An 18994-nucleotide genomic window follows, 5' to 3' on the forward strand; every position below is an offset into this window, starting at 1 on the left:
CGGGCCTCCCGATCTCATTTCTCTAACGAAACAAATTTCACTGACAGGACAGTAATTACCCCTTCGATGCTGTCAACAGGCCTTGTCGCGAAACCCTCGTTTCACCACGCTGGATTTCCAAGCGACGCGGTAGCTCGGGCGAAATCCGGACATTGCGCAATTCGACACGGGTGGCTTGCCGTAAGAGTTGCGCTTCTGTATCGGCACCGAATATGTTCACCGTGAGTGAAATGAATCGGCAAGGTCCGGGGTGGCGAAATGGCGAAAAAAGCGACCAGTCTAAAGCCTGCGGCAGCCGCCGCGGGCAAAGCCAAGCCGTCGGTTGCTGTAATCGATCCGCGCAAGATGCGCGCGCCGCTCACCCAGAACCCGCACGCCATTCGCGACACTCGCGAAAAAGTGCTGGAGGTCGCGATCGGCCGCGAGGTGCGGGCATTCCGCAAGAAGCTCGGCATCACCGTCGCCGATCTGGCGGCCGCCACCGACATTTCGCTTGGCATGCTGTCGAAGATCGAGAACGGCATCACCTCGCCGTCGCTGACCACGTTGCAGGCGCTGTCGCGGGCACTCGGCGTTCCCGTCACCGCATTCTTCCGCCGCTTCGAGGAAGAGCGCAGCGCCGTCTTTGTCAAGGCCGGGGAAGGCCTTGACGTCGAGCGCCGCGGCACGCGCGCCGGCCACCAGTACAATCTGCTCGGCCATATCGGCTCCAACACCAGCGGCGTCGTCGTCGAACCCTATCTGATCACGCTGACCGAAGATTCCGACGTGTTTCCGACCTTCCAGCACGAAGGCATGGAGTTCCTGTATATGCTCGAAGGCGAAGTGGTTTACCGGCACGGCAGCAATCTCTACCCGATGAAGCCCGGCGACAGCCTATTCTTCGACGCCGACGCACCGCACGGACCGGAAGTGCTGACCGTTCTGCCGATGCGCTATTTGTCGATCATTTGCTACCCGCAGAGCGCGGGGTGAGCGGAGCTCGATCTCCCCTTGGTCGCCTCGTGAGGGAGATCGGCGGCTTCGCGACGGCTACTCTTTGCAGCATTGGGGATTGGCGAAGCCGAAGTGACATTCGATCTCCCCCCTTGAGGGGGAGATGTCCGGCAGGACAGAGGGGGGCGAACCGCGATGACGCATAATCTAGTATCCGCCAACAACCGCCGCAATGCGCGCAAGATGCGCAAGGTGATGACCGATGCCGAACTCAAGCTTTGGAATGAGATCAGGGCACACAGGTTGATGGGACTGGGATTTCGACGCCAGATGCCTATCGCCGGCCATGTCGTCGATTTTGCATGCCCGGACAAAAAGCTGATCGTCGAGCTTGATGGTTCCCAGCATGGCCAGGCCGAAACGTCGGAATCGGACGCTGCAAGAACCGCGAAGTTCGAAGCGCTGGGCTGGACGGTCCTGCGCTTCTGGAACGACGATGTCATTCGCGATATCGACAATGTCTGTCAGCATGTCGTGATCGTGGCTGGGCTGGGCGGCGCGTCGTGAGCTTCGCGGAGGCGCTGGGGTGGAGATTGGGCAAGGCCGGCGTTCCACGGCGCCCCCCTCTGCCCTGCCGGGCATCTCCCCCTCTAGGGGGGAGATTGGCTGCTTTAGGGCAGCGCCAACAGGGGCAAGAAAAACTCAATCCGGCCCAAACCCCGGCGACGTCGCACTGCCGTCATCCAACTTCGACAGCCATTCGACGAGCGTCGCGCGGTAGCGCGTCAGGCCCTTGTAGGTGGCGAGTTCCTCGGGCAGGTCGCGGATGACGCGGTGCAGGCGCCGTGCCCATTTCGGCTGCATCACCAGCTCGTCCATCTTGATCAGGTAACAGCGGATCGGGAACACGATCGCATTCGAGCGCGGCAGCCGCCAGAAGCTCTGCAGCTCGACGCGCAGATGAACCTTGTCGCCGACATTTTCCGGCGTCACCGTGGCGCGGTCCGGACCCCATTTGTGGTAATTTTCCGGGCTGGTATCGAGGCGCGGATTGATGGTCATCGTCCAGTTCAGCCGGCGCGCCGGCTTACCCTGCTGGATATTGGTGAGGAACTTCAGCGCCCGGACGAATATGCCCTTCTCATGCGCCAGCGGCACCGGCGCGTGCCATTCGAAGAAGTTCATGCCGATGTCGAAATCGAGCGACCAGTCGGCCTGGGTGGTGACCATGCCGGCATCCATCCACAGATTGCCGTCGCGCTGGTCGAGGATGCAGAAATCGCCCTGGCTCTGACGCGTGATGTACTCCATTGGCCCATAGGGCAGCGTCGAGACGTCGCCGAAGGTGAAGCTGTCGTCGATGCCGAGCGGGCGGTTGATCCAGCGCCAGCGGTCGCCGTCGCGCGTCAGCGTGAAATGCTCGGGATAGCCGGAAGCCTGCTGCTCCATCAGCAGTTCGAGCAGGTCCCAGCCGGCCAGCGTCATGTGCGGCAGCGACTGGCAGCGCAGCGGGTCTTCGGCGAGCACCAAAGCACGGTCCTGCATTTCGGCGACATAGTGCTCGTCGACGTCGATCAAATTCTCCAGCACGCTGCCCTTCGGCCCGACGACATGCGGCTCGATATTGACCGCATACATGTAGCTGTCTTCATGGAACGGGAATGGAAACCGCCTGATGTGCTCCGGGCTGTTCCGGAAGGTGAAGTCGTCGCGAAAGGTTTCCTTGCGAAAGGTAATGCCCAAGCTCGCCTCCTATCTTTCCAGCACCAGCGACCTGCCCTCGAAGCGCGACACGCAGGGCATGATCTTGCAGCCCGAACGGTGGTCTTCCTCGCTCAGCCAGTGGTCGTTGTGGATGAATTTGCCGTCATGCGAGATGACGTTGGTCTCGCACTGGCCGCAGACGCCGCCGCGGCAGAGATAGGGCGGATCGACGCCGGCCGCCTCGATCGCCTCGAGCAGGCTCTGCTGCTCGTCGACACGGATGGTCTTGCCGCTGAGCGCCAGCGTCACGTCGAAGGGCGCGCCGGGTTGCGGTGCCGCGAAATGCTCGAAATGCACGGTCTCGGCAGGCCAGCCGAGGGCGGCGGCGCGGTCACGTACCCAGCCGATCATGCCGGACGGGCCACAGACATAGAGATGGGTGCCGAGCGGCTGCGACGACAGCAGCCGGTCGAGTTCGATGCGCTCGTCGCGGTCGTCGTGATAGAGCCTGATCCGGCGGTCGTAGCGCTCTCTCAGCAGATCGGCATAGGTGCCGAGCGAAGCGGTGCGGCAGGTGTAGTGCAACTCGAAATTGCCGCCTTCCGCCGCCAGCTGCGCGGTCTGCGCCATGAACGGGGTGATGCCGATGCCGCCGGCCAGCATCAGATGCTTCCTGGCGCGCAGATCGAGCGAGAACAGGTTGACGGGATAGCTGACCACCATCTCGGTGCCGGGCCTGACCTGCCTGTGCATGAACAGCGAGCCGCCGCGGCCGGCGTCGTCGCGGCGAACCGAGATGGTGTATTCGCGGGTATCGAGCGGCGAGCCCATCAGCGAATAGGGATTGAGCCTGGTGCGCTCGCCATCGCGCATCTCGACGACGACATGGGCGCCACCGGAAAAGGTCGGCAAGAGCTCGCCGTCGCGCCGGCGGAAATGAAACCGCGTGACCAGCTCGTTGACCGGGACGACATCGCTGACGACGACGTCGAGCTTGGTGGTGCCGGTGCTCATCGAAAGACCTCCTCGATCGGAGGAATTTCGCTGCGGTCCTCGGCGTTGATGCAGACGCCCTGAAAGGCGGCGAGCCGCCGCGAATAGTGATCGCGCACCAGAAGTAAGAGGCCGCAATGCGAACAGGTCGCCGGCTGCGTCGTCACGTTCTCGGTGATGCCCTTGCAGTGGACGCACTGCATGCGGCGCGCCAGCGAGCCGCGATGCTCGGTCTGGATCGAGATGTGGTCGATGCCGGCTTCGAGCGCCGCCTGCATGGCCTGGCCGATCAGCCGTTCGGTGCCGGCGAGATAGAGCCTGAGGCCCATATGCGCGTTGGCTAGCGTCTGCTTCAGCCGCGGCAAAGCGCTGGCGAAGGAATGACCGAGGTAGAACTGCGCCGGCTTCAGCGCTTCGAGCGTATCGACGTATTTGCCGTCGCGGCCGGGAATGAAAATGATGTGGGCGCCGCCGAAGAAATCCGCCGGTGCCTTGGCGGCCAGATCGGCAATCGCCAGCGCTCCCTCTGCATCCGCTATGAAAAGATGATGCTTGCCGGGCTGCGGAGACAGGGTCCCATAGACCGGCCGGCTGATGATGCTTTTCGCTGCCATACCCGCAGTATGCCTCAGCCTTTCGCCGTGCGCTTGGTCTTCTTCGGATCGTCGAACGGAAGCGGCTCGGCGGTTGCGCTGATGGCGCCGCTCTTGTTGCGGATCTCGAGCCTGGTGCCTTGTACCGCGCAGTCGACGTCGAGCCGGGCGATGCCCATCGATTTTTTGACCAGCGGCGAATACATGGCGCAGGTCACCACGCCGACTTTTTTGCCGTCGCGATAGACTGGCGCGCCCTCGTCGGCCGGCTCCTTGCCTTCGAGCAGCACGCCGAAGATCTTGAAGCGCTCCTTGCCCTTGAGGCGATAATGCTCCTCGGCGCCGCGAAAGCCTGTCTTGCCGGGGCTGACGGTGAAATCGAGGCCGAGCTCCCACAGCGTGTCGCCGGGGCCTTCGTTCTCGAACGGGTATTTCTGCGAATTGTCGTAGGGGTAAAACAGCAGGTAGCTCTCGACGCGCAGCATGTCGAGCGTGGTGAAGCGGCACGGGATGATGCCGGCGCTCTTGCCCTCGTCGAGGATCCTGTCCCAGATCGTGCCGGCGTCCTGGCCACGGCAGAAGATCTCGTAGCCGCGCTCGCCGGTGTAGCCAGTGCGCGAGATCATCACCGGCAAGCCGAACAGCTGCGTCTGCATGTGATGGAAATAGTTGAGGTCGCGAATGCCCGGCACATGCTTTGCCAGATAGTCGACGGCGGTCGGGCCTTGCAGCGAAAGGTCGTGCAGATTGTCATCGAAGCGCAGCGACACGTCACGACCGACGGAAGCGCGCTGCAGCTCTTCATGGCCGGTGCCCGAGCCATGCACCACCATCCAGGAATTCGGGCCGGTGCGGTAGAGGATGCAGTCGTCGGTGAACTTGCCGGCCTCGTTCAGCATGCAGGCATAGGCCGACTTGCCGGGATAGATCTTTTCGACGTCGCGCGTCGTCGCCAGGTCGATCAGGTGCGAGGCGTGCGGCCCGGTGATGTGGACCTTCTTCAAGCCGGACACGTCCATCAGGCCGGCCTTGGTGCGGATGGCGATATACTCTTCGTCGGCGTCCTTGTCGTAGGTCCACGCGGTGCCCATGCCGCTCCAGTCTTCGAGCTTCGAGCCGAGCGCGCGATGGCGGTCCGCAAGGGCCGAAAATCTCCAGGATGCCGTCATCCGCTGGTCCTCCGTTCGAAAAAACTTCTTGCTTTCCCCTGCTCCCTGGCGGGAGCGTTGCCCGAATATTGATCGCAAACGCCGAGAGCCTGCAATACCCGCAAGCAAATAATTTCATTGTCAGGCAAAATCCGGCTGGTCAAACAAACAGTTAACGTTGCGTAAAATCGTCTTGACAATTGCGGAGTTCGGCTTGAAGTTATGAAAAAAATTTCACTCTCTTGAAAGAGAGCGATGGAGGGGAACCGATGTCCGACATGCAGCAGCGCATTGAAGCCCTGTACCGTTCCGACCTTCGTGGATCGGTGCTCCTGATCGTCTGTCTGTGGGCGACGATCCTCTTCGTCCTCTTCATGACATGGCCGTACATCCCCGACGCAGGCATCAAGCTAGTCGTCGCGGTCGCTGCCGCCGCGGTGCTGATCTTCAACACGGCCGCCATCCTGGCGATGGTCAACCACTACAAGGAAGACAAGGACTTCATCTACGGCCTCGACATCAAGAATGCCGACGCTTACCGCAACCGCAAGTCCTGAGGGGGGAGACGCATGGCCCGCTACACACCGCCCAAACAGAGCAAGGCCGGACAGGTTTTCGATATCGCCGTCGTCGTGGTCGCGATTTTCGTCGCGCTGTGGCTGCCGCTGAAACTGGGGCTGGCAGGGGCGGCAAAATCCATCGACGCGCTCGACGCCAAGACGTGGGAAGCGCTCGGCCAGAACCCGACCATGGCCTCGATCTGGGAAAAGCTCGGCTACACGCCGGAAACCGCGCACGACATCATCCAGAACCGGTTCCACTACATCATCGACTGGCCGACGCTGATCATCATGGCCGCGGTGCTGATCGGCTATTTCATCTTTCTGTTCCGCGCATCGGACCGCGAATACCGCGACGTCATCAACGAAAAATTCGACGACAAATAAACCGGGGAAGAATCGTCATGTGGGTGGCACTCTCTTACGCATGCTGGGGCATCTCGATCGTGCTCGCGCTGTGGATGCTCTACGACTGGTTCAAGATCGACACGACCTATTCCGAAGACGTGCTGACCTCGTCCAGGGAAGGCGAACTTGAACCCGTGTCCGAAAAACACCGGATCTGAGTAGGGGATTGAACGATGACGGTCACGCTTGAACCGGCAGTGCAAGTGCAAGGCGACAGGGTTTCGCTGCTCAGGGTGCTCGGCCCCGCCCATGTCTGGGCACTCGGCGTCGGCATTGTTCTGGTCGGAGAATTCACCGGCTGGAATTTCGCGGCGGACAAGGGCGGCGCGCTGGCGGCGCTGATCGTCTGCTGGATCGTCGGCCTGCTCTACACCTCGGTCGCCATGATCGATTCCGAAGTCACCTCAACGGTTGCCGCCGCCGGCGGCCAATATGCGCAGGCAAAGCACATTGTCGGGCCGCTGATGGCCTTCAACGTCGCGCTGTTCCTGGTCTTTGCCTACACCATGCTCGAAGTGTCGGACGCTATCCTGCTCGGCGACACGATCGTCGCCAAGGCCGGCGTCGAAGGCCTCAACCACAATTCCTTCATCGCCGCGACCATCGTCGTGCTGGCATGGCTGAACTATCGCGGCGTGCTGATGACGCTCAACGTAAACTTCGTCATCACCGCCATCGCCTATGTCTCGATCGTCATCCTGTTCTTCTCGGTCAGCCCGTGGACGCAAGGCGCCGTGCTCAAGCTGAACGAGCTGGTCACCCCCGGCAACGCCCTGCCCTATGGCTGGATCGGCGTCATCGCCGCCTTCCAGTTCGGCATCTGGTACTATCTCGGCATCGAGGGCACCACGCAGGCGGCCGAGGAAGTTCGCTCGCCGGCGCGCTCGCTGCCTTACGGCACGATGGCCGGCATGATTACGCTTTTGATCGCCGCCGCCATGACCTGGTATGTCTGCGCCTCGCTGATGCCCTGGGAATATCTCGGCATCACTTATTATCCGCTCTGGGACGCGGGCAAGCTGACCGGCAGCCCGCTGCTGGAGAACCTGTTGTTCATCGCGACGCTGCTTGCTGCACTTGCTTCGGCCAATGGCTGCATCAACGACGCCGCGCGCGCCTGGTTCTCGCTCGGCCGCGACCGCTATCTGCCGACCTGGTTCTCGGCGGTGCATCCGAAATACCGCACGCCCTATCGCTCGATCCTGTTCCTGCTGCCGATCGCGCTGGCCTTTGCCTTCATCGCCGACCTCAACCAGGCGATCACCTTCTCGATCCTGTCGGGCGTGCTGCAATACACCTTCATGAGCATCAACATCATCATGTTCAGGAAGAAGTGGCCGCTCGGCTCGATCCGCCGCGGCTACACCCATCCCTTCCATCCGCTGCCGGCGATCGTGCTGTTCTGCCTTTGCGTGGTCACCTTCTTTGCGATCTTCCTCGGCTTCGGCTCGCAGCTGATCGCCATGGTCGCCTTCTACTTCCTGATCTCGCTCTGGTTCCATTTCTACCGCTACAGATTCGTGCGCCGCGGTGCCCAGTTCACCATGCCGTGGCCGAAACCGCAGGGGTACTGACAGGAGTAGGCTCATCCCAGAACGCAGGGCAATCGCACATGGGCAAGCGCCCCCTCACCCGGCCAGCGTTGACGCCAGCCTCTTCTCCCCAGCGGGGAGAAGGTGGCCGCGAAGCGGCCGGATGAGGGGGACTCCATACGCAATAGCCCTGCTCCAAAACGGGGCGGGCATTTGCGTGACGAGGTGCGTTAGGTGATCTCAGCATTGCTCGCCGGGGCGGTTGCCCTGGCTCTCGTCCTCCACATGACCTGGCTTGCGCGCGCCAACCGCAACAAGGCTTCGACCGCGCTTGCCGCCGACGAAGCGGGACTTCGCGAAATCATTCCCGACGTGGCCAACGTCTCGGACGGCACCGCCGGCGTCGTCACCTTCGCCGGCTCGTGGAACGGCCGGCGGGTGCAGGTACGGACCATCGTTGACACGCTGGCGATCAGGAAGCTGCCAGCGCGCTGGCTGAGCGTTTCGATCAACGAAAAAGTCGCGGTGCCAGGCACTTTCGACATGATGATGCGGCCAGGATCGCCGACGACTTTTTCCAATTTCGATCATCTCGACCATACACTGCCGAAGGCGGCGGGATTTCCAGCCGAAGCGGTGCTGCGGAGCGACCGCAAGGGCGTGCGCTTCCCTGACGCCATTATCACCGACCACCTCGATGTCTTTGTCGAGGGGCGCGCCAAGGAATTGCTGATCACGCCGAACGGCGTGCGCATCGTCTGGCTGCTGGCCGAGGCCGAGCGGGCGCGCTATGGCGTGTTCCGGCAAGCCGAATTCGGCACGGTCAGGCTCGATCCGGCGCTGGTCGAGAGGCTGCTGTCGTCGGCGTCGGCACTGCGCGATGCCATCAATCAAAGCGAACGGCAAGCGGCATGAGCAGGCAGAGCACCACCTCCCCCGCGCCACCGAACCCGTATCTGGTTCTCGGCGCCGCGATCGTCTTGCCGGCGAGCGGGCATGTCGTGCTAGGCGTGCCGGTGCGCGGCCTGCAGTTCCTGTTTTTCATGGTGATCCTGGCCTGGGTCACCGCCAAGATCGCGCCGCCGGATGCCAGCTTCATCGGCCGGCATGCCGGCGGCTTCCTGATCTATGCCCTGTCGATCCTGGATGCCTACAAGATCGCCCGCGTCCGCCATGCCAAATGGGTTCACAATGGCGGCAAGCGCAGCGATAGTGCGGCCGGCAGCGCCTGAGCCGATATATAACGACAGGAAAATTTTTTTCATACTAATTGAATTCCCGGGACTCATTCGATACATCTCCAAGGGAACAAATCTCGGAGCCTGACATGTGCGGAATCGTCGGACTGTTTTTGAAGGACAAGTCGCTTGAGCCCCAGCTTGGCGCGATGCTGTCGGAGATGCTGATCTCGCTCAGCGATCGCGGTCCCGACAGCGCCGGCATCGCCATCTATGGCGCGTCTTCCAATGAAGCCAAGATCACCATCCAGTCGGCCAAGCCGGAGCGCGATTTCCGCGGCCTCGACGCCGACCTCGCCAAGGCGATCGGCGCGCCGGTGAGCTTGGCTGCGAAGTCGACGCATGCGGTGGTCAGGACGACGCCTGCCAAGATCGACGAAGCGCGCGAGGCGATCCAGGCGCTGCGCCCCGACATCCGCATCATGGGCGCCGGCGACGTCGTCGAGATCTACAAGGAAGTCGGCTTGCCGGAAGCGGTCGTCGATCGGTTCGGCGTCCGCGAGATGACCGGCACGCACGGCATCGGCCATACCCGCATGGCGACCGAATCGGCGGTGACGACGATGGGCGCGCATCCGTTCTCGACCGGCGCCGACCAGTGCCTGGTGCATAATGGCTCGCTGTCCAACCACAACAATGTCCGCCGCGAGCTGATCCGCGAAGGCATGACATTCGAGACCGAGAACGACACCGAAGTCGCGGCCGCCTATCTCTCCTCGCAGATGGCGCATGGCAAGAACCTCGGCGAGGCGCTGGAAGGCACGCTGAGCGACCTCGACGGCTTCTTCACCTTCGTCGTCGGCACCAAGAACGGCTTCGGCGTGGTGCGCGATCCGATCGCCTGCAAGCCCGCCGTGATGGCCGAAACCGACCAGTATGTCGCCTTCGGCTCGGAATATCGTGCGCTGACCAAACTGCCCGGCATAGACAATGCGAAGGTCTGGGAACCCGAGCCCGCAACCGTCTATTTCTGGGAGCATTGATCTTATGCCGGCAATTAACCTCTCCAAGGCCGCGCGCGAGCCGGGCCAGGCATCGAGGGTCTTCGACCTGGCCGAAATGTCGCTGCGCGAGCTCAACCAGGCGCTGCACGATCTGGCTCCCGGTTCGAACGAGACCGCCTGGGAGGTACTGCATCCGCGCGGCAGCCATTCGGTCGCCGTCGGCGTCGACCAGCCGGTCGCCATCGATGTCCGCGGCAGCGTCGGCTATTATTGCGGCGGCATGAACGACGGCGGCACCATCACCGTGCATGGTTCGGCCGGGCCCGGCGTTGGCGAAAACATGATGTCCGGCCAGATCGTCGTCAAAGGCGATGCCAGCCAGTATGCCGGCGCCACCGGTCGGGGCGGGCTGCTGGTCATCGAAGGCAATGCGTCGTCGCGCTGCGGAATCTCGATGAAAGGCATCGACATCGTCGTCCACGGCAATATCGGCCACATGTCGGCCTTCATGGCGCAATCCGGCAACCTCGTGGTGCTGGGCGATGCCGGCGATGCGCTCGGCGATTCGATCTACGAGGCGCGGCTCTTCGTGCGCGGCAAGGTCGAAAGCCTCGGCGCCGACTGCATCGCCAAGGAGATGCGGCCCGAACACCTGGAATTGCTGCAAAACCTGCTCGACCGTGCCGGCGTGACCGGCGTCAAGGCGGCGGAGTTCAAGCGCTACGGTTCGGCGCGCACGCTTTACAATTTCAATATCGACAACGCCGATGCGTATTGAGGCAGCATGACCTATCGCAACCCGCCGACGACGCCGCGCAAATCCGCGACCTTCGACGACTATACGCTTTCCGAGATCCGCCGCGCCGCGGCGACCGGCATCTATGATATCAGGGGCGCCGGCGCCAAGCGCAAGCTTCCGCATTTCGACGACCTTCTGTTCCTCGGCGCTTCGATCTCGCGCTATCCGCTCGAAGGCTATCGCGAGCGCTGCGACACCAGCGTCGTGCTCGGTTCGCGCTATGCGAAGAAACCGATCGAGCTGAAGATCCCGATCACCATTGCTGGCATGAGCTTCGGCTCGCTGTCCGGTCCGGCCAAGGAAGCGCTCGGCCGCGGCGCGACGCTGTCCGGCACCTCGACCACCACCGGCGACGGCGGCATGACCGAGGAAGAGCGCGGCCATTCGAAGACGCTGGTTTACCAGTACCTGCCGTCGCGCTACGGCATGAACCCGCGCGATCTGCGCCGCGCCGATGCGATCGAGGTGGTCGTCGGCCAGGGCGCCAAGCCCGGCGGCGGCGGCATGCTGCTCGGCCAGAAGATTTCCGACCGCGTCGCCGAAATGCGCACGCTGCCGAAAGGCATCGATCAGCGCTCGGCCTCGCGCCACCCCGACTGGACCGGACCCGACGACCTCGAGATCAAGATCCTCGAATTGCGCGAAATCACCGATTGGGAAAAGCCGATCTACGTCAAGGTCGGCGGCGCGCGGCCCTACTACGACACCGCCCTTGCGGTAAAGTCGGGGGCCGATGTCGTCGTCGTCGACGGCATGCAGGGCGGCACTGCGGCAACCCAGGAAGTGTTCATCGAAAATGTCGGCCAGCCGACGCTTGCCTGCATCAGGCCGGCTGTGCAGGCGCTGCAGGATCTCGGCATGCACCGCAAGGTGCAGCTGATCGTCTCCGGCGGCATACGCAACGGCGCCGACGTCGCCAAGGCGCTGGCGCTCGGCGTCGACGCGGTGTCGATCGGCACGGCAGCGCTTGTCGCGCTCGGCGACAATGACCCGCGCTGGGAAGCGGAATACAACGAGCTCGGCACAACCGCCGGCGCCTATGACGACTGGCATGAGGGACGCGACCCGGCCGGCATCACCACGCAGGATCCCGAGCTAATGAAACGGGTCGATCCGATTGCGGCCGGACGACGGCTGGCGAACTATCTTAAGGTAATGACACTTGAGGCTCAGACAATCGCCCGCGCCTGCGGCAAGAACAGCCTGCACAATCTCGAGCCCGAGGATCTTGTCGCCTTAACGATCGAAGCCGCCGCCATGGCCGGCGTGCCGCTGACCGGCACCAACTGGATACCGGGCAAGAACGGCTTCTAAGACAAACCAAAATGCCAGTAAGCGAGGAATTATAATGGGGAACGATCTCGCCGCCTTCGCCAAGGAGAAGGGCGTCAAATATTTCATGATATCCTACACCGACCTGTTCGGCGGGCAGCGTGCCAAGCTGGTGCCGGCGCAGGCGATCGCCGACATGCAGCGGGACGGCGCCGGCTTTGCCGGCTTTGCTACCTGGCTCGACCTGACGCCGGCGCATCCCGACATGCTGGCCGTGCCGGATCCGGATTCGGTGATCCAGTTGCCGTGGAAGCCCGAAGTCGCCTGGGTCGCCGCCAACTGCATGATGGACGACAAATCGGTCGAGCAGGCGCCACGCAACACGCTGAAGCGGCTGATCGCCGAGGCCGCCGGCGACGGCATGCACATCAAGACCGGCGTCGAGGCCGAGTTCTTCCTGATCTCGCCGGACGGCAAGACGATTTCGGACGAATACGACACGGCGTCGAAGCCCTGCTACGACCAGCAGGCGGTGATGCGCCGCTACGACGTCATCGCCGAGATCTGCGACCATATGCTGGCGCTCGGCTGGGGCGCCTACCAGAACGACCATGAGGACGCCAACGGCCAGTTCGAGATGAACTGGGCCTTCGACGATGCTCTGGCGACCGCCGACAAGCATTCCTTCTTCAAATTCATGGTGAAATCCGTTGCCGAAAAGCACGGGCTGCGCGCGACCTTCATGCCGAAGCCGTTCCAGGGCCTGACCGGCAATGGCTGCCATGCCCACATCTCGGTTTGGGACAGGGACGGCAAGACCAATGTCTTTGCCGATAATGCGATGGAACTCGGCCTGTCGGCCAAGGGCAGGAATTTCCTCGGCGGCATCATGAAACATGCTTCCGCGCTTGCCGCCATCACCAACCCGACGGTCAATTCCTACAAGCGCATCAACGCACCGCGCACCATCTCCGGCGCCACCTGGGCGCCGAACACCGTGACCTGGACCGGCAACAACCGCACCCACATGGTGCGCGTGCCCGGCCCCGGCCGCTTCGAGCTGCGCCTGCCCGACGGCGCGGCAAACCCCTATCTGCTGCAGGCCGTGATCATCGCCGCCGGGCTCGACGGTGTCCGCTCGAAGGCCGATCCCGGCCGGCGCTACGACATCGACATGTACCAGTTCGGCCATACGGTCGAAGGGGCGCCGAAGCTGCCGCTCAACCTGCTCGACGCATTGCGCGAGTTCGACAACGACAAATCGCTCAAGGCGGCGCTGGGTGAGGAATTCTCGTCGGCCTATCTAAAGCTCAAGCAGCAGGAATGGAATTCCTATGCTTCCCACTTCACCCAGTGGGAGCGCGACCACACGCTCGACATCTGATCCGGAATTGTTGCACGCCCGGCGCGAAACAGGTTCATGAAATACTCGATCTTCTCCCTCGCCCGGGCGGCATTTTCCGGCCACAAGAACTGGCAGCGCACCTGGCGCGACGCCAGCCCGAAGAGCCACTACGACGTGGTGATCATCGGCGGCGGCGGCCATGGCCTGGCGACGGCATGGTTCCTCGCAAGCGAATACGGCATCAGGAATGTCGCGGTGCTGGAGAAGGGCTGGATCGGCTCCGGCAATGCCGGCCGCAACACCACCATCATCCGCTCCAATTACGGACTGCCCGGCAATACCGGCTTCTACGAGCTTTCGATGAAACTGTGGGAACGGATGGAGCAGGACCTCAACTACAACACCATGGTCAGCCAGCGCGGCGTCATCAATCTCTACCATTCCGACGCGCAGCGCGACGCCTACGCACGGCGCGGCAACACCATGCGCATCAACGGCATCGACGCCGAACTGCTCGATCTGGCGGCGGTCAGGAAGATGATGCCGTTCCTGAACTTCGACAATGCGCGCTTTCCGGTGCAGGGCGGCCTCTTGCAGCGGCGCGGCGGCACGGCGCGCCATGATGCCGTGGTCTGGGGCTACGCGCATGCGGCGAGCGCGCTCGGCGTCGACATCATCCAGAACTGCGAAGTGACAGGCTTTGTGCGCGATGCCAACGGCAAGGTGACCGGTGTCGAGACGAGCCGCGGCAAGATCGGTGCGGCCAAGGTCGGCATGGCGGTCGCCGGCTCCTCGTCGCGCGTCGCGGCGATGGCCGGCATGCGGCTGCCGATCGAAAGCCATGTGCTGCAGGCCTTCGTCTCGGAGGCGATCAAGCCGCTGATCCCCAATGTCATGACCTTCGGCGCCGGCCATTTCTACGTCAGCCAATCCGACAAGGGCGGCCTGGTCTTCGGCGGCGACATCGACGGCTACAATTCCTACGCCCAGCGCGGCAATCTGCCTGTCATGGAGGACGTCTGCGAGGGCGGCATGGCGCTGATGCCGATGATCGGCCGCGTGCGGCTGCTGCGCCAGTGGGGCGGCATCATGGACATGTCGATGGACGGCTCGCCGATCATCGACAAGACGCCGGTCGACGGGCTCTATCTCAATGCCGGCTGGTGCTATGGCGGCTTCAAGGCGACGCCCGGCTCCGGCTTGATCTTTGCCCATCTTCTGGCGCGCGACGAGCCGCACAAGGAGGCGGCGCGCTTCCGCCTCGACCGCTTCCGGCGAGGTGCGATGATCGACGAAAAGGGCCAGGGCGCCCAACCGAACCTGCATTGAAGGCTGGCTGAAGAGCATGCGCATTGTCTGTCCCTTCTGCGGCGAACGCGAACTCGGCGAGTTCACCTATCTGGGCGACGCCAGGCCGGTGCGTCCGGCGGCCGGCTCCTCCGAAGACGAGGTCTTCGACTATGTCTATCTGCGCGACAATGTCGCCGGGCCGATGAGCGAATACTGGTATCATGGCGGCGGCTGCCGGGCCTGGCTGAAGGTCGCCCGCAACACGCTGACGCACGAGATTTCGTCGGTCGAGCCGGCTGCGGGCGTTGGCGCCGCCAAGGTGGGCGCCTGATGGTTGGCCCTGCGCAGAGACACCGGCTGGAGAGCGGCGGTCTCATCGATCGCGCCGCGCCGCTGAGCTTCCGCTTCGACGGCAAGAGCTTTGCCGGCTTCCAAGGCGACACGCTGGCCTCGGCGCTGATTGCCAATGGCGTCAAGTTGATCGGCCGATCGTTCAAATACCATCGCCCGCGCGGCATCCTGACCGCCGGGTCGGAGGAGCCCAACGCGCTGGTCGAACTGCGCAGCGGAGCGCGGCGCGAGCCGAACACCAAGGCGACCACGGCCGAACTTTACGACGGGCTCGAGGCCGCCAGCCAGAACCGCTGGCCGTCGCTGCGCCACGATCTGATGGCGGTCAACCAGCTGTTTGCGCCGATCTTCGTCGCCGGCTTCTACTACAAGACCTTCATGTGGCCGGCGAAATTCTGGGAAGCGGTCTACGAACCGGCGATCCGCCGAGCCGCCGGTCTCGGCCGCGCCGCCGGCGTCGCCGATCCCGACCATTACGACAAGGCGTGGGCGCATTGCGACGTGCTGATCGCCGGCTCTGGCCCGGCCGGGCTCGCGGCGGCATTGGCGGCCGGGCGCAGCGGCGCCCGTGTCATCCTGTGCGAGGAAGATTTTGCGTTCGGCGGCCGTCTGCTTGCCGACGGCGGCACCATCGACAGCCTGCCGGCGGCCGAATGGATTTCGCGCACGCTGGCCGAACTCGCAGCACTCCCCGATGTCCGCATCATGAACCGCACGACATTGTTCGGCGTCTATGATGGCGGCACCTATGGCGCGATCGAGCGGGTCAATGACCACCTGCCCTCCCCGCCAGAGCACCAGATGCGCCAAAGGCTATGGCGGATCGTGGCTAGGCGCTGCGTCGTTGCCGCCGGCGCCATCGAGCGGCCGATCGTGTTTGCCGGCAACGACACGCCCGGCGTGATGGTGGCTTCGGCGATGCGGACCTATGTCGCGCGCTACGCGGCGGCGCCGGCAAAGAGGATCGCGCTGTTCACCAACAATGCGGATGGCTGGCGCACGGTCGAGACCGCGCTCGCCGCCGGATTGCAGATCGCGGCGGTCGTCGATGCGCGCCCGGACGTCTCCGCCGCACATCGCGCGCTCGCCGCCAAGGCCGGCTTTCCGGTGCTCAGCGGCTCGGTCACCGGGGTCGAAGGCGGCAAGGCCGGCGTCCGGAAAATCGCGATCTCGCTGACCGGCGGCGCACGTGCGGAAGTCGAAGCCGACGGGCTTGCCGTCTCCGGCGGCTGGAATCCGGCGGTCGGGCTGACCTCCTACCATCGCGGCCGGCCGAAATGGCAGGACGACATCGCAGCCTTCGTCCCGGACGGTGCGCCTCCGGGCATGATGGCCGCAGGCGCCGCCAACGGCGCCTTCGGGTTGGGCGACTGCCTGCGCCAGGGCTTTGCCGCAGGAGCGGCGGCAGCACAGAGGGCCGGGCGCAGCGGCAATGCCGGCACATCGCCGGTTGCCGACAGCGAGGCGTTTTCGCTAACGCCGCTCTGGCATGTCGCCGGCAAAGGGAAAGCCTTCGTCGATTACCAGCATGACGTGACCGCGTCCGACATCGAACTGGCGCAGCGCGAAGGCTTCGAGTCGATCGAGCATCTGAAGCGCTATACGACGCTCGGCATGGCCACCGACCAGGGCAAGACCTCGAACGTCGCCGGCCTCGCCCTCATGGCTGCGTTGTCAGGCAAATCCATTCCCGAGACCGGCACGACGATCTACCGCCCGCCCTATGTGCCGGTCGCTATCGGCGCCTTCGCCGGCCATCATCGCGACGAGAATTTTCATGCGACACGGTTGACGCCGTCGCATCACTGGGCAGCCGAACAAGGCGCGGTGTTCGTCGACACCGGCCTGTGGAAGCGCGCGCAATGGTACCCGCGCGCCGGCGAAAAGGACTGGCTGGAATCGGTCACCCGCGAGGTCAAGGCGGTGCGCTCCGGCGTCGGCTTCTGCGACGTCTCGACGCTCGGCAAGATCGACGTGCACGGTCCGGATGCCGGCGCCTTCCTCGACCGCGTCTACATCAACACCTTTTCCAATCTTGCCGTCGGCAAAGCCCGCTACGGGCTGATGCTGCGTGAGGACGGCATCGTCTATGACGACGGCACCACATCGCGGTTGGCCGAGGACCATTATTTCCTGACCACCACCACCGCCAAGGCCGGGCTGGTGATGCAGCATCTCGAATTCTGCCGGCAGGTGCTATTTCCTGAGCTCGACGTCCAGCTCACCTCCGTCTCTGACCAGTGGGCGCAATTCTCGATCGCTGGACCTAGGACCCGGGACCTGCTCCGGGAAATCGTCGATCCGGCCGAGGATCTGTCGAATGAAGGTTTTCCGTTCATGGGGGCGCGCGAGGTATCGCTTCGCGGCGGCACCAGGGCACGGCTGTTCCGCATCTCGTTCTCCGGTGAGATGGCGTTCGAGATTTCGGTTCCCGCCCGTTACGGCGACGCGCTGGTGCGCAATTTGATGCTGGCCGGGAAGCCATTCGGCGTTACGCCCTACGGCACCGAGGCGCTCGGCGTCATGCGCATCGAAAAGGGCCATGTCGCCGGGCCGGAGCTGAACGGCACGACGACGGCCGCCGACCTAGGCCTCGGCAAGATGATGTCGACCAAGAAGGATTTTATCGGCCGCGTCATGGCCGGGCGCGAGGCGCTGGTCGCCCCGGACCGGCAGGTCGTGGTCGGCATCAAGCCGACGGATAAGGCAAGCCGCCTGCGTTCCGGCGCGCATATCATTCCGAAGGACAAGACACCCGGTCCCGACAACGACCAGGGCTACGTCACCTCGGTCTGCTTCTCGCCGACGCTCGACCAGTGGATCGGGCTTGGCCTGGTCGAATGCGGCCGCGAGCGCATCGGCGAGATCGTCCATACGCATGACCCGCTGCGCGGCGAAGACTACGATGTCGAGCTGTGCAGCCCGGTCTTCTACGATCCGGATGGAGGGCGCCAGCGTGGCTGAGTTTTCCTGGATTGCCCGCAGTCCGCTGGAGCACGCGCTCGTCGTCGGCGCCCATGGCGCGCGCGGCACCGAGGCCGGCGTTTGGCTGACGGAAATCCGCAATTTCGACCTGATCCAGGTGATGGCGCGGCGCGGCAAAACGGCGGAGCTGGCAAAAGCTGCCCAGGCCCGTTTCGGCGTTGCCGCACCGGAAACGCCCAAGGCGGTCCGAGTTCCCGACGCTACGCTGATCTGGTCGGGACCGGATCAGTTCCTCGTCCTGTCCAATGCCGGCAAGCACGCGATCGAACCGCTGAGCCAGGCGTTCTCGCAATCCGCCTCGCTATCGGACCAGTCGCATGCGCGCGTCCTGATCAGCGTTTCGGGAGAAAAAGCGCGCTCGATGCTGGCCAAATTGTCTTCACTAGACCTGCACCCGGCGGCATTTCCGGTCGGCACCGCCGCCGCAACATCGGTCGATCACACCAGCATCAATCTCTGGCGCGGCAATGACTGGCCGGATGGACAGGCGGTGTTCAATCTCCTGGTGTTCGCGACGTTTGCCGGGAGCCTGTGGCACACGATGCTCGATGCCGCCGCGGAGTATGGCGTCGATATCCGGCATTCCGAGGAATTGGCATAGCCTTGGCGCGTCTTCCCTTCTCCCCTTGTGGGGTCCGAAGGACGGGACGAGACCCGTGGCTCGCCCCAGGGCGGTGGATCGGCGCGCAGCGCCGAGACGGATGAGGGGTGTTCCAGCGGAGTGAGAGGCTGGCGTTCCCTGGAACACCCCTCATCCGTCGCCTTCGGCGACACCTTCTCCCCCAAGGGGAGAAGGGATAGTGTCCTGAAGGTTCTGCAAAAAGTTTTGGAGAGAGAACGGCGCTTGCTCTGAAGGGCGAGCGGCCATGGCACGGTGGTGACGTTGCAATCACCGA

The 18994-nt window shown here is 63.7% G+C and carries 20 protein-coding genes; 16 read left to right on the forward strand and 4 right to left on the reverse strand.

Features of this window, described 5'->3' with window-relative positions:
• Positions 1-258: 258 nt before the first annotated feature.
• A complete protein-coding gene (locus NKH71_RS28655) occupies positions 259-975 on the forward strand; it encodes a helix-turn-helix domain-containing protein (protein WP_023716777.1) in 717 nt (238 codons plus the stop codon).
• Positions 976-1131: 156 nt separating this feature from the next.
• Positions 1132-1503: an endonuclease domain-containing protein gene (locus tag NKH71_RS28660; RefSeq protein ID WP_023716776.1), complete on the forward strand. Its 372-nt coding sequence runs from the start codon at positions 1132-1134 to the stop codon at positions 1501-1503.
• Between the two features lie 135 nt (positions 1504-1638).
• On the opposite strand, the gene NKH71_RS28665 is transcribed toward NKH71_RS28660, so the two are convergent.
• From NKH71_RS28665 to NKH71_RS28680, 4 genes are read right to left on the reverse strand one after another with little or no spacing between them, the layout of a single operon-like run.
• Positions 1639-2679: a heme-dependent oxidative N-demethylase family protein gene (locus tag NKH71_RS28665; protein ID WP_352814369.1), complete on the reverse strand. Its 1041-nt coding sequence runs from the start codon at positions 2677-2679 to the stop codon at positions 1639-1641.
• Positions 2680-2688: 9 nt separating this feature from the next.
• On the reverse strand, positions 2689-3654 hold the full coding sequence (locus tag NKH71_RS28670) for a PDR/VanB family oxidoreductase (protein WP_352895554.1): 966 nt from the start codon (positions 3652-3654) through the stop codon (positions 2689-2691).
• Positions 3651-4247: a dimethylamine monooxygenase subunit DmmA family protein gene (locus NKH71_RS28675; RefSeq protein ID WP_352895555.1), complete on the reverse strand. Its 597-nt coding sequence runs from the start codon at positions 4245-4247 to the stop codon at positions 3651-3653. The genes NKH71_RS28670 and NKH71_RS28675 overlap by 4 nt, the downstream gene beginning before the upstream one ends.
• Before the next feature lie 14 nt (positions 4248-4261).
• The gene (locus tag NKH71_RS28680) at positions 4262-5395 is read right to left on the reverse strand and encodes an aminomethyl transferase family protein (RefSeq protein ID WP_023716772.1); all 1134 of its coding nucleotides are present in this window, start codon (positions 5393-5395) and stop codon (positions 4262-4264) included.
• Positions 5396-5643: 248 nt separating this feature from the next.
• Here NKH71_RS28680 and NKH71_RS28685 point away from each other — a divergent pair, with 248 nt between their 5' ends.
• The 14 genes from NKH71_RS28685 to NKH71_RS28750 all read left to right on the forward strand — a co-directional run bounded on the left by NKH71_RS28685 (position 5644) and on the right by NKH71_RS28750 (position 18699).
• Positions 5644-5931 carry a hypothetical protein gene (locus tag NKH71_RS28685; protein WP_023716771.1) on the forward strand — a complete coding sequence of 96 codons (288 nt, stop codon included), beginning with the start codon at positions 5644-5646 and terminating at the stop codon, positions 5929-5931.
• Between the two features lie 12 nt (positions 5932-5943).
• The gene (locus tag NKH71_RS28690) at positions 5944-6321 is read left to right on the forward strand and encodes a hypothetical protein (RefSeq protein ID WP_352895556.1); all 378 of its coding nucleotides are present in this window, start codon (positions 5944-5946) and stop codon (positions 6319-6321) included.
• Between the two features lie 17 nt (positions 6322-6338).
• On the forward strand, positions 6339-6500 hold the full coding sequence (locus NKH71_RS28695; protein WP_352895557.1) for a hypothetical protein: 162 nt from the start codon (positions 6339-6341) through the stop codon (positions 6498-6500).
• A 15-nt stretch (positions 6501-6515) separates the two neighbouring features.
• Positions 6516-7916 (forward strand): APC family permease, encoded by a 1401-nt coding sequence (locus tag NKH71_RS28700; RefSeq protein WP_031193329.1) that lies wholly within the window; start codon positions 6516-6518, stop codon positions 7914-7916.
• 243 nt (positions 7917-8159) lie between these two features.
• Positions 8160-8789, forward strand: a complete 630-nt coding sequence (locus NKH71_RS28705) for a hypothetical protein (RefSeq protein WP_502895880.1) — start codon at positions 8160-8162, stop codon at positions 8787-8789.
• The gene (locus tag NKH71_RS28710) at positions 8786-9106 is read left to right on the forward strand and encodes a hypothetical protein (RefSeq protein ID WP_031193328.1); all 321 of its coding nucleotides are present in this window, start codon (positions 8786-8788) and stop codon (positions 9104-9106) included. Before NKH71_RS28705 ends, NKH71_RS28710 begins: the two co-directional genes overlap by 4 nt.
• Positions 9107-9201: 95 nt before the next feature.
• The gene (locus tag NKH71_RS28715) at positions 9202-10095 is read left to right on the forward strand and encodes a class II glutamine amidotransferase (protein ID WP_023716765.1); all 894 of its coding nucleotides are present in this window, start codon (positions 9202-9204) and stop codon (positions 10093-10095) included.
• Positions 10096-10099: 4 nt separating this feature from the next.
• On the forward strand, positions 10100-10834 hold the full coding sequence (locus NKH71_RS28720) for a GltB/FmdC/FwdC-like GXGXG domain-containing protein (RefSeq protein WP_023716764.1): 735 nt from the start codon (positions 10100-10102) through the stop codon (positions 10832-10834).
• A gap of 6 nt (positions 10835-10840) precedes the next feature.
• Complete coding sequence (locus NKH71_RS28725) at positions 10841-12169, forward strand: FMN-binding glutamate synthase family protein (RefSeq protein WP_023716763.1); 1329 nt, start codon at positions 10841-10843, stop codon at positions 12167-12169.
• Positions 12170-12203: 34 nt separating this feature from the next.
• A complete protein-coding gene (gene glnT / locus NKH71_RS28730) occupies positions 12204-13511 on the forward strand; it encodes a type III glutamate--ammonia ligase (protein WP_352484123.1) in 1308 nt (435 codons plus the stop codon).
• A 36-nt stretch (positions 13512-13547) separates the two neighbouring features.
• Positions 13548-14801, forward strand: a complete 1254-nt coding sequence (locus NKH71_RS28735; RefSeq protein ID WP_352895558.1) for a sarcosine oxidase subunit beta family protein — start codon at positions 13548-13550, stop codon at positions 14799-14801.
• Between the two features lie 16 nt (positions 14802-14817).
• Complete coding sequence (locus NKH71_RS28740; protein ID WP_023716760.1) at positions 14818-15093, forward strand: sarcosine oxidase subunit delta; 276 nt, start codon at positions 14818-14820, stop codon at positions 15091-15093.
• On the forward strand, positions 15093-18077 hold the full coding sequence (locus tag NKH71_RS28745; RefSeq protein ID WP_352895560.1) for a sarcosine oxidase subunit alpha: 2985 nt from the start codon (positions 15093-15095) through the stop codon (positions 18075-18077). The genes NKH71_RS28740 and NKH71_RS28745 overlap by 1 nt, the downstream gene beginning before the upstream one ends.
• Positions 18070-18699: a sarcosine oxidase subunit gamma gene (locus NKH71_RS28750; protein WP_023716758.1), complete on the forward strand. Its 630-nt coding sequence runs from the start codon at positions 18070-18072 to the stop codon at positions 18697-18699. Before NKH71_RS28745 ends, NKH71_RS28750 begins: the two co-directional genes overlap by 8 nt.
• The last annotated feature ends 295 nt before the right edge of the window (positions 18700-18994 follow it).

This window comes from Mesorhizobium sp. M0983, from assembly GCF_040318975.1.
Classification (GTDB): domain Bacteria; phylum Pseudomonadota; class Alphaproteobacteria; order Rhizobiales; family Rhizobiaceae; genus Mesorhizobium.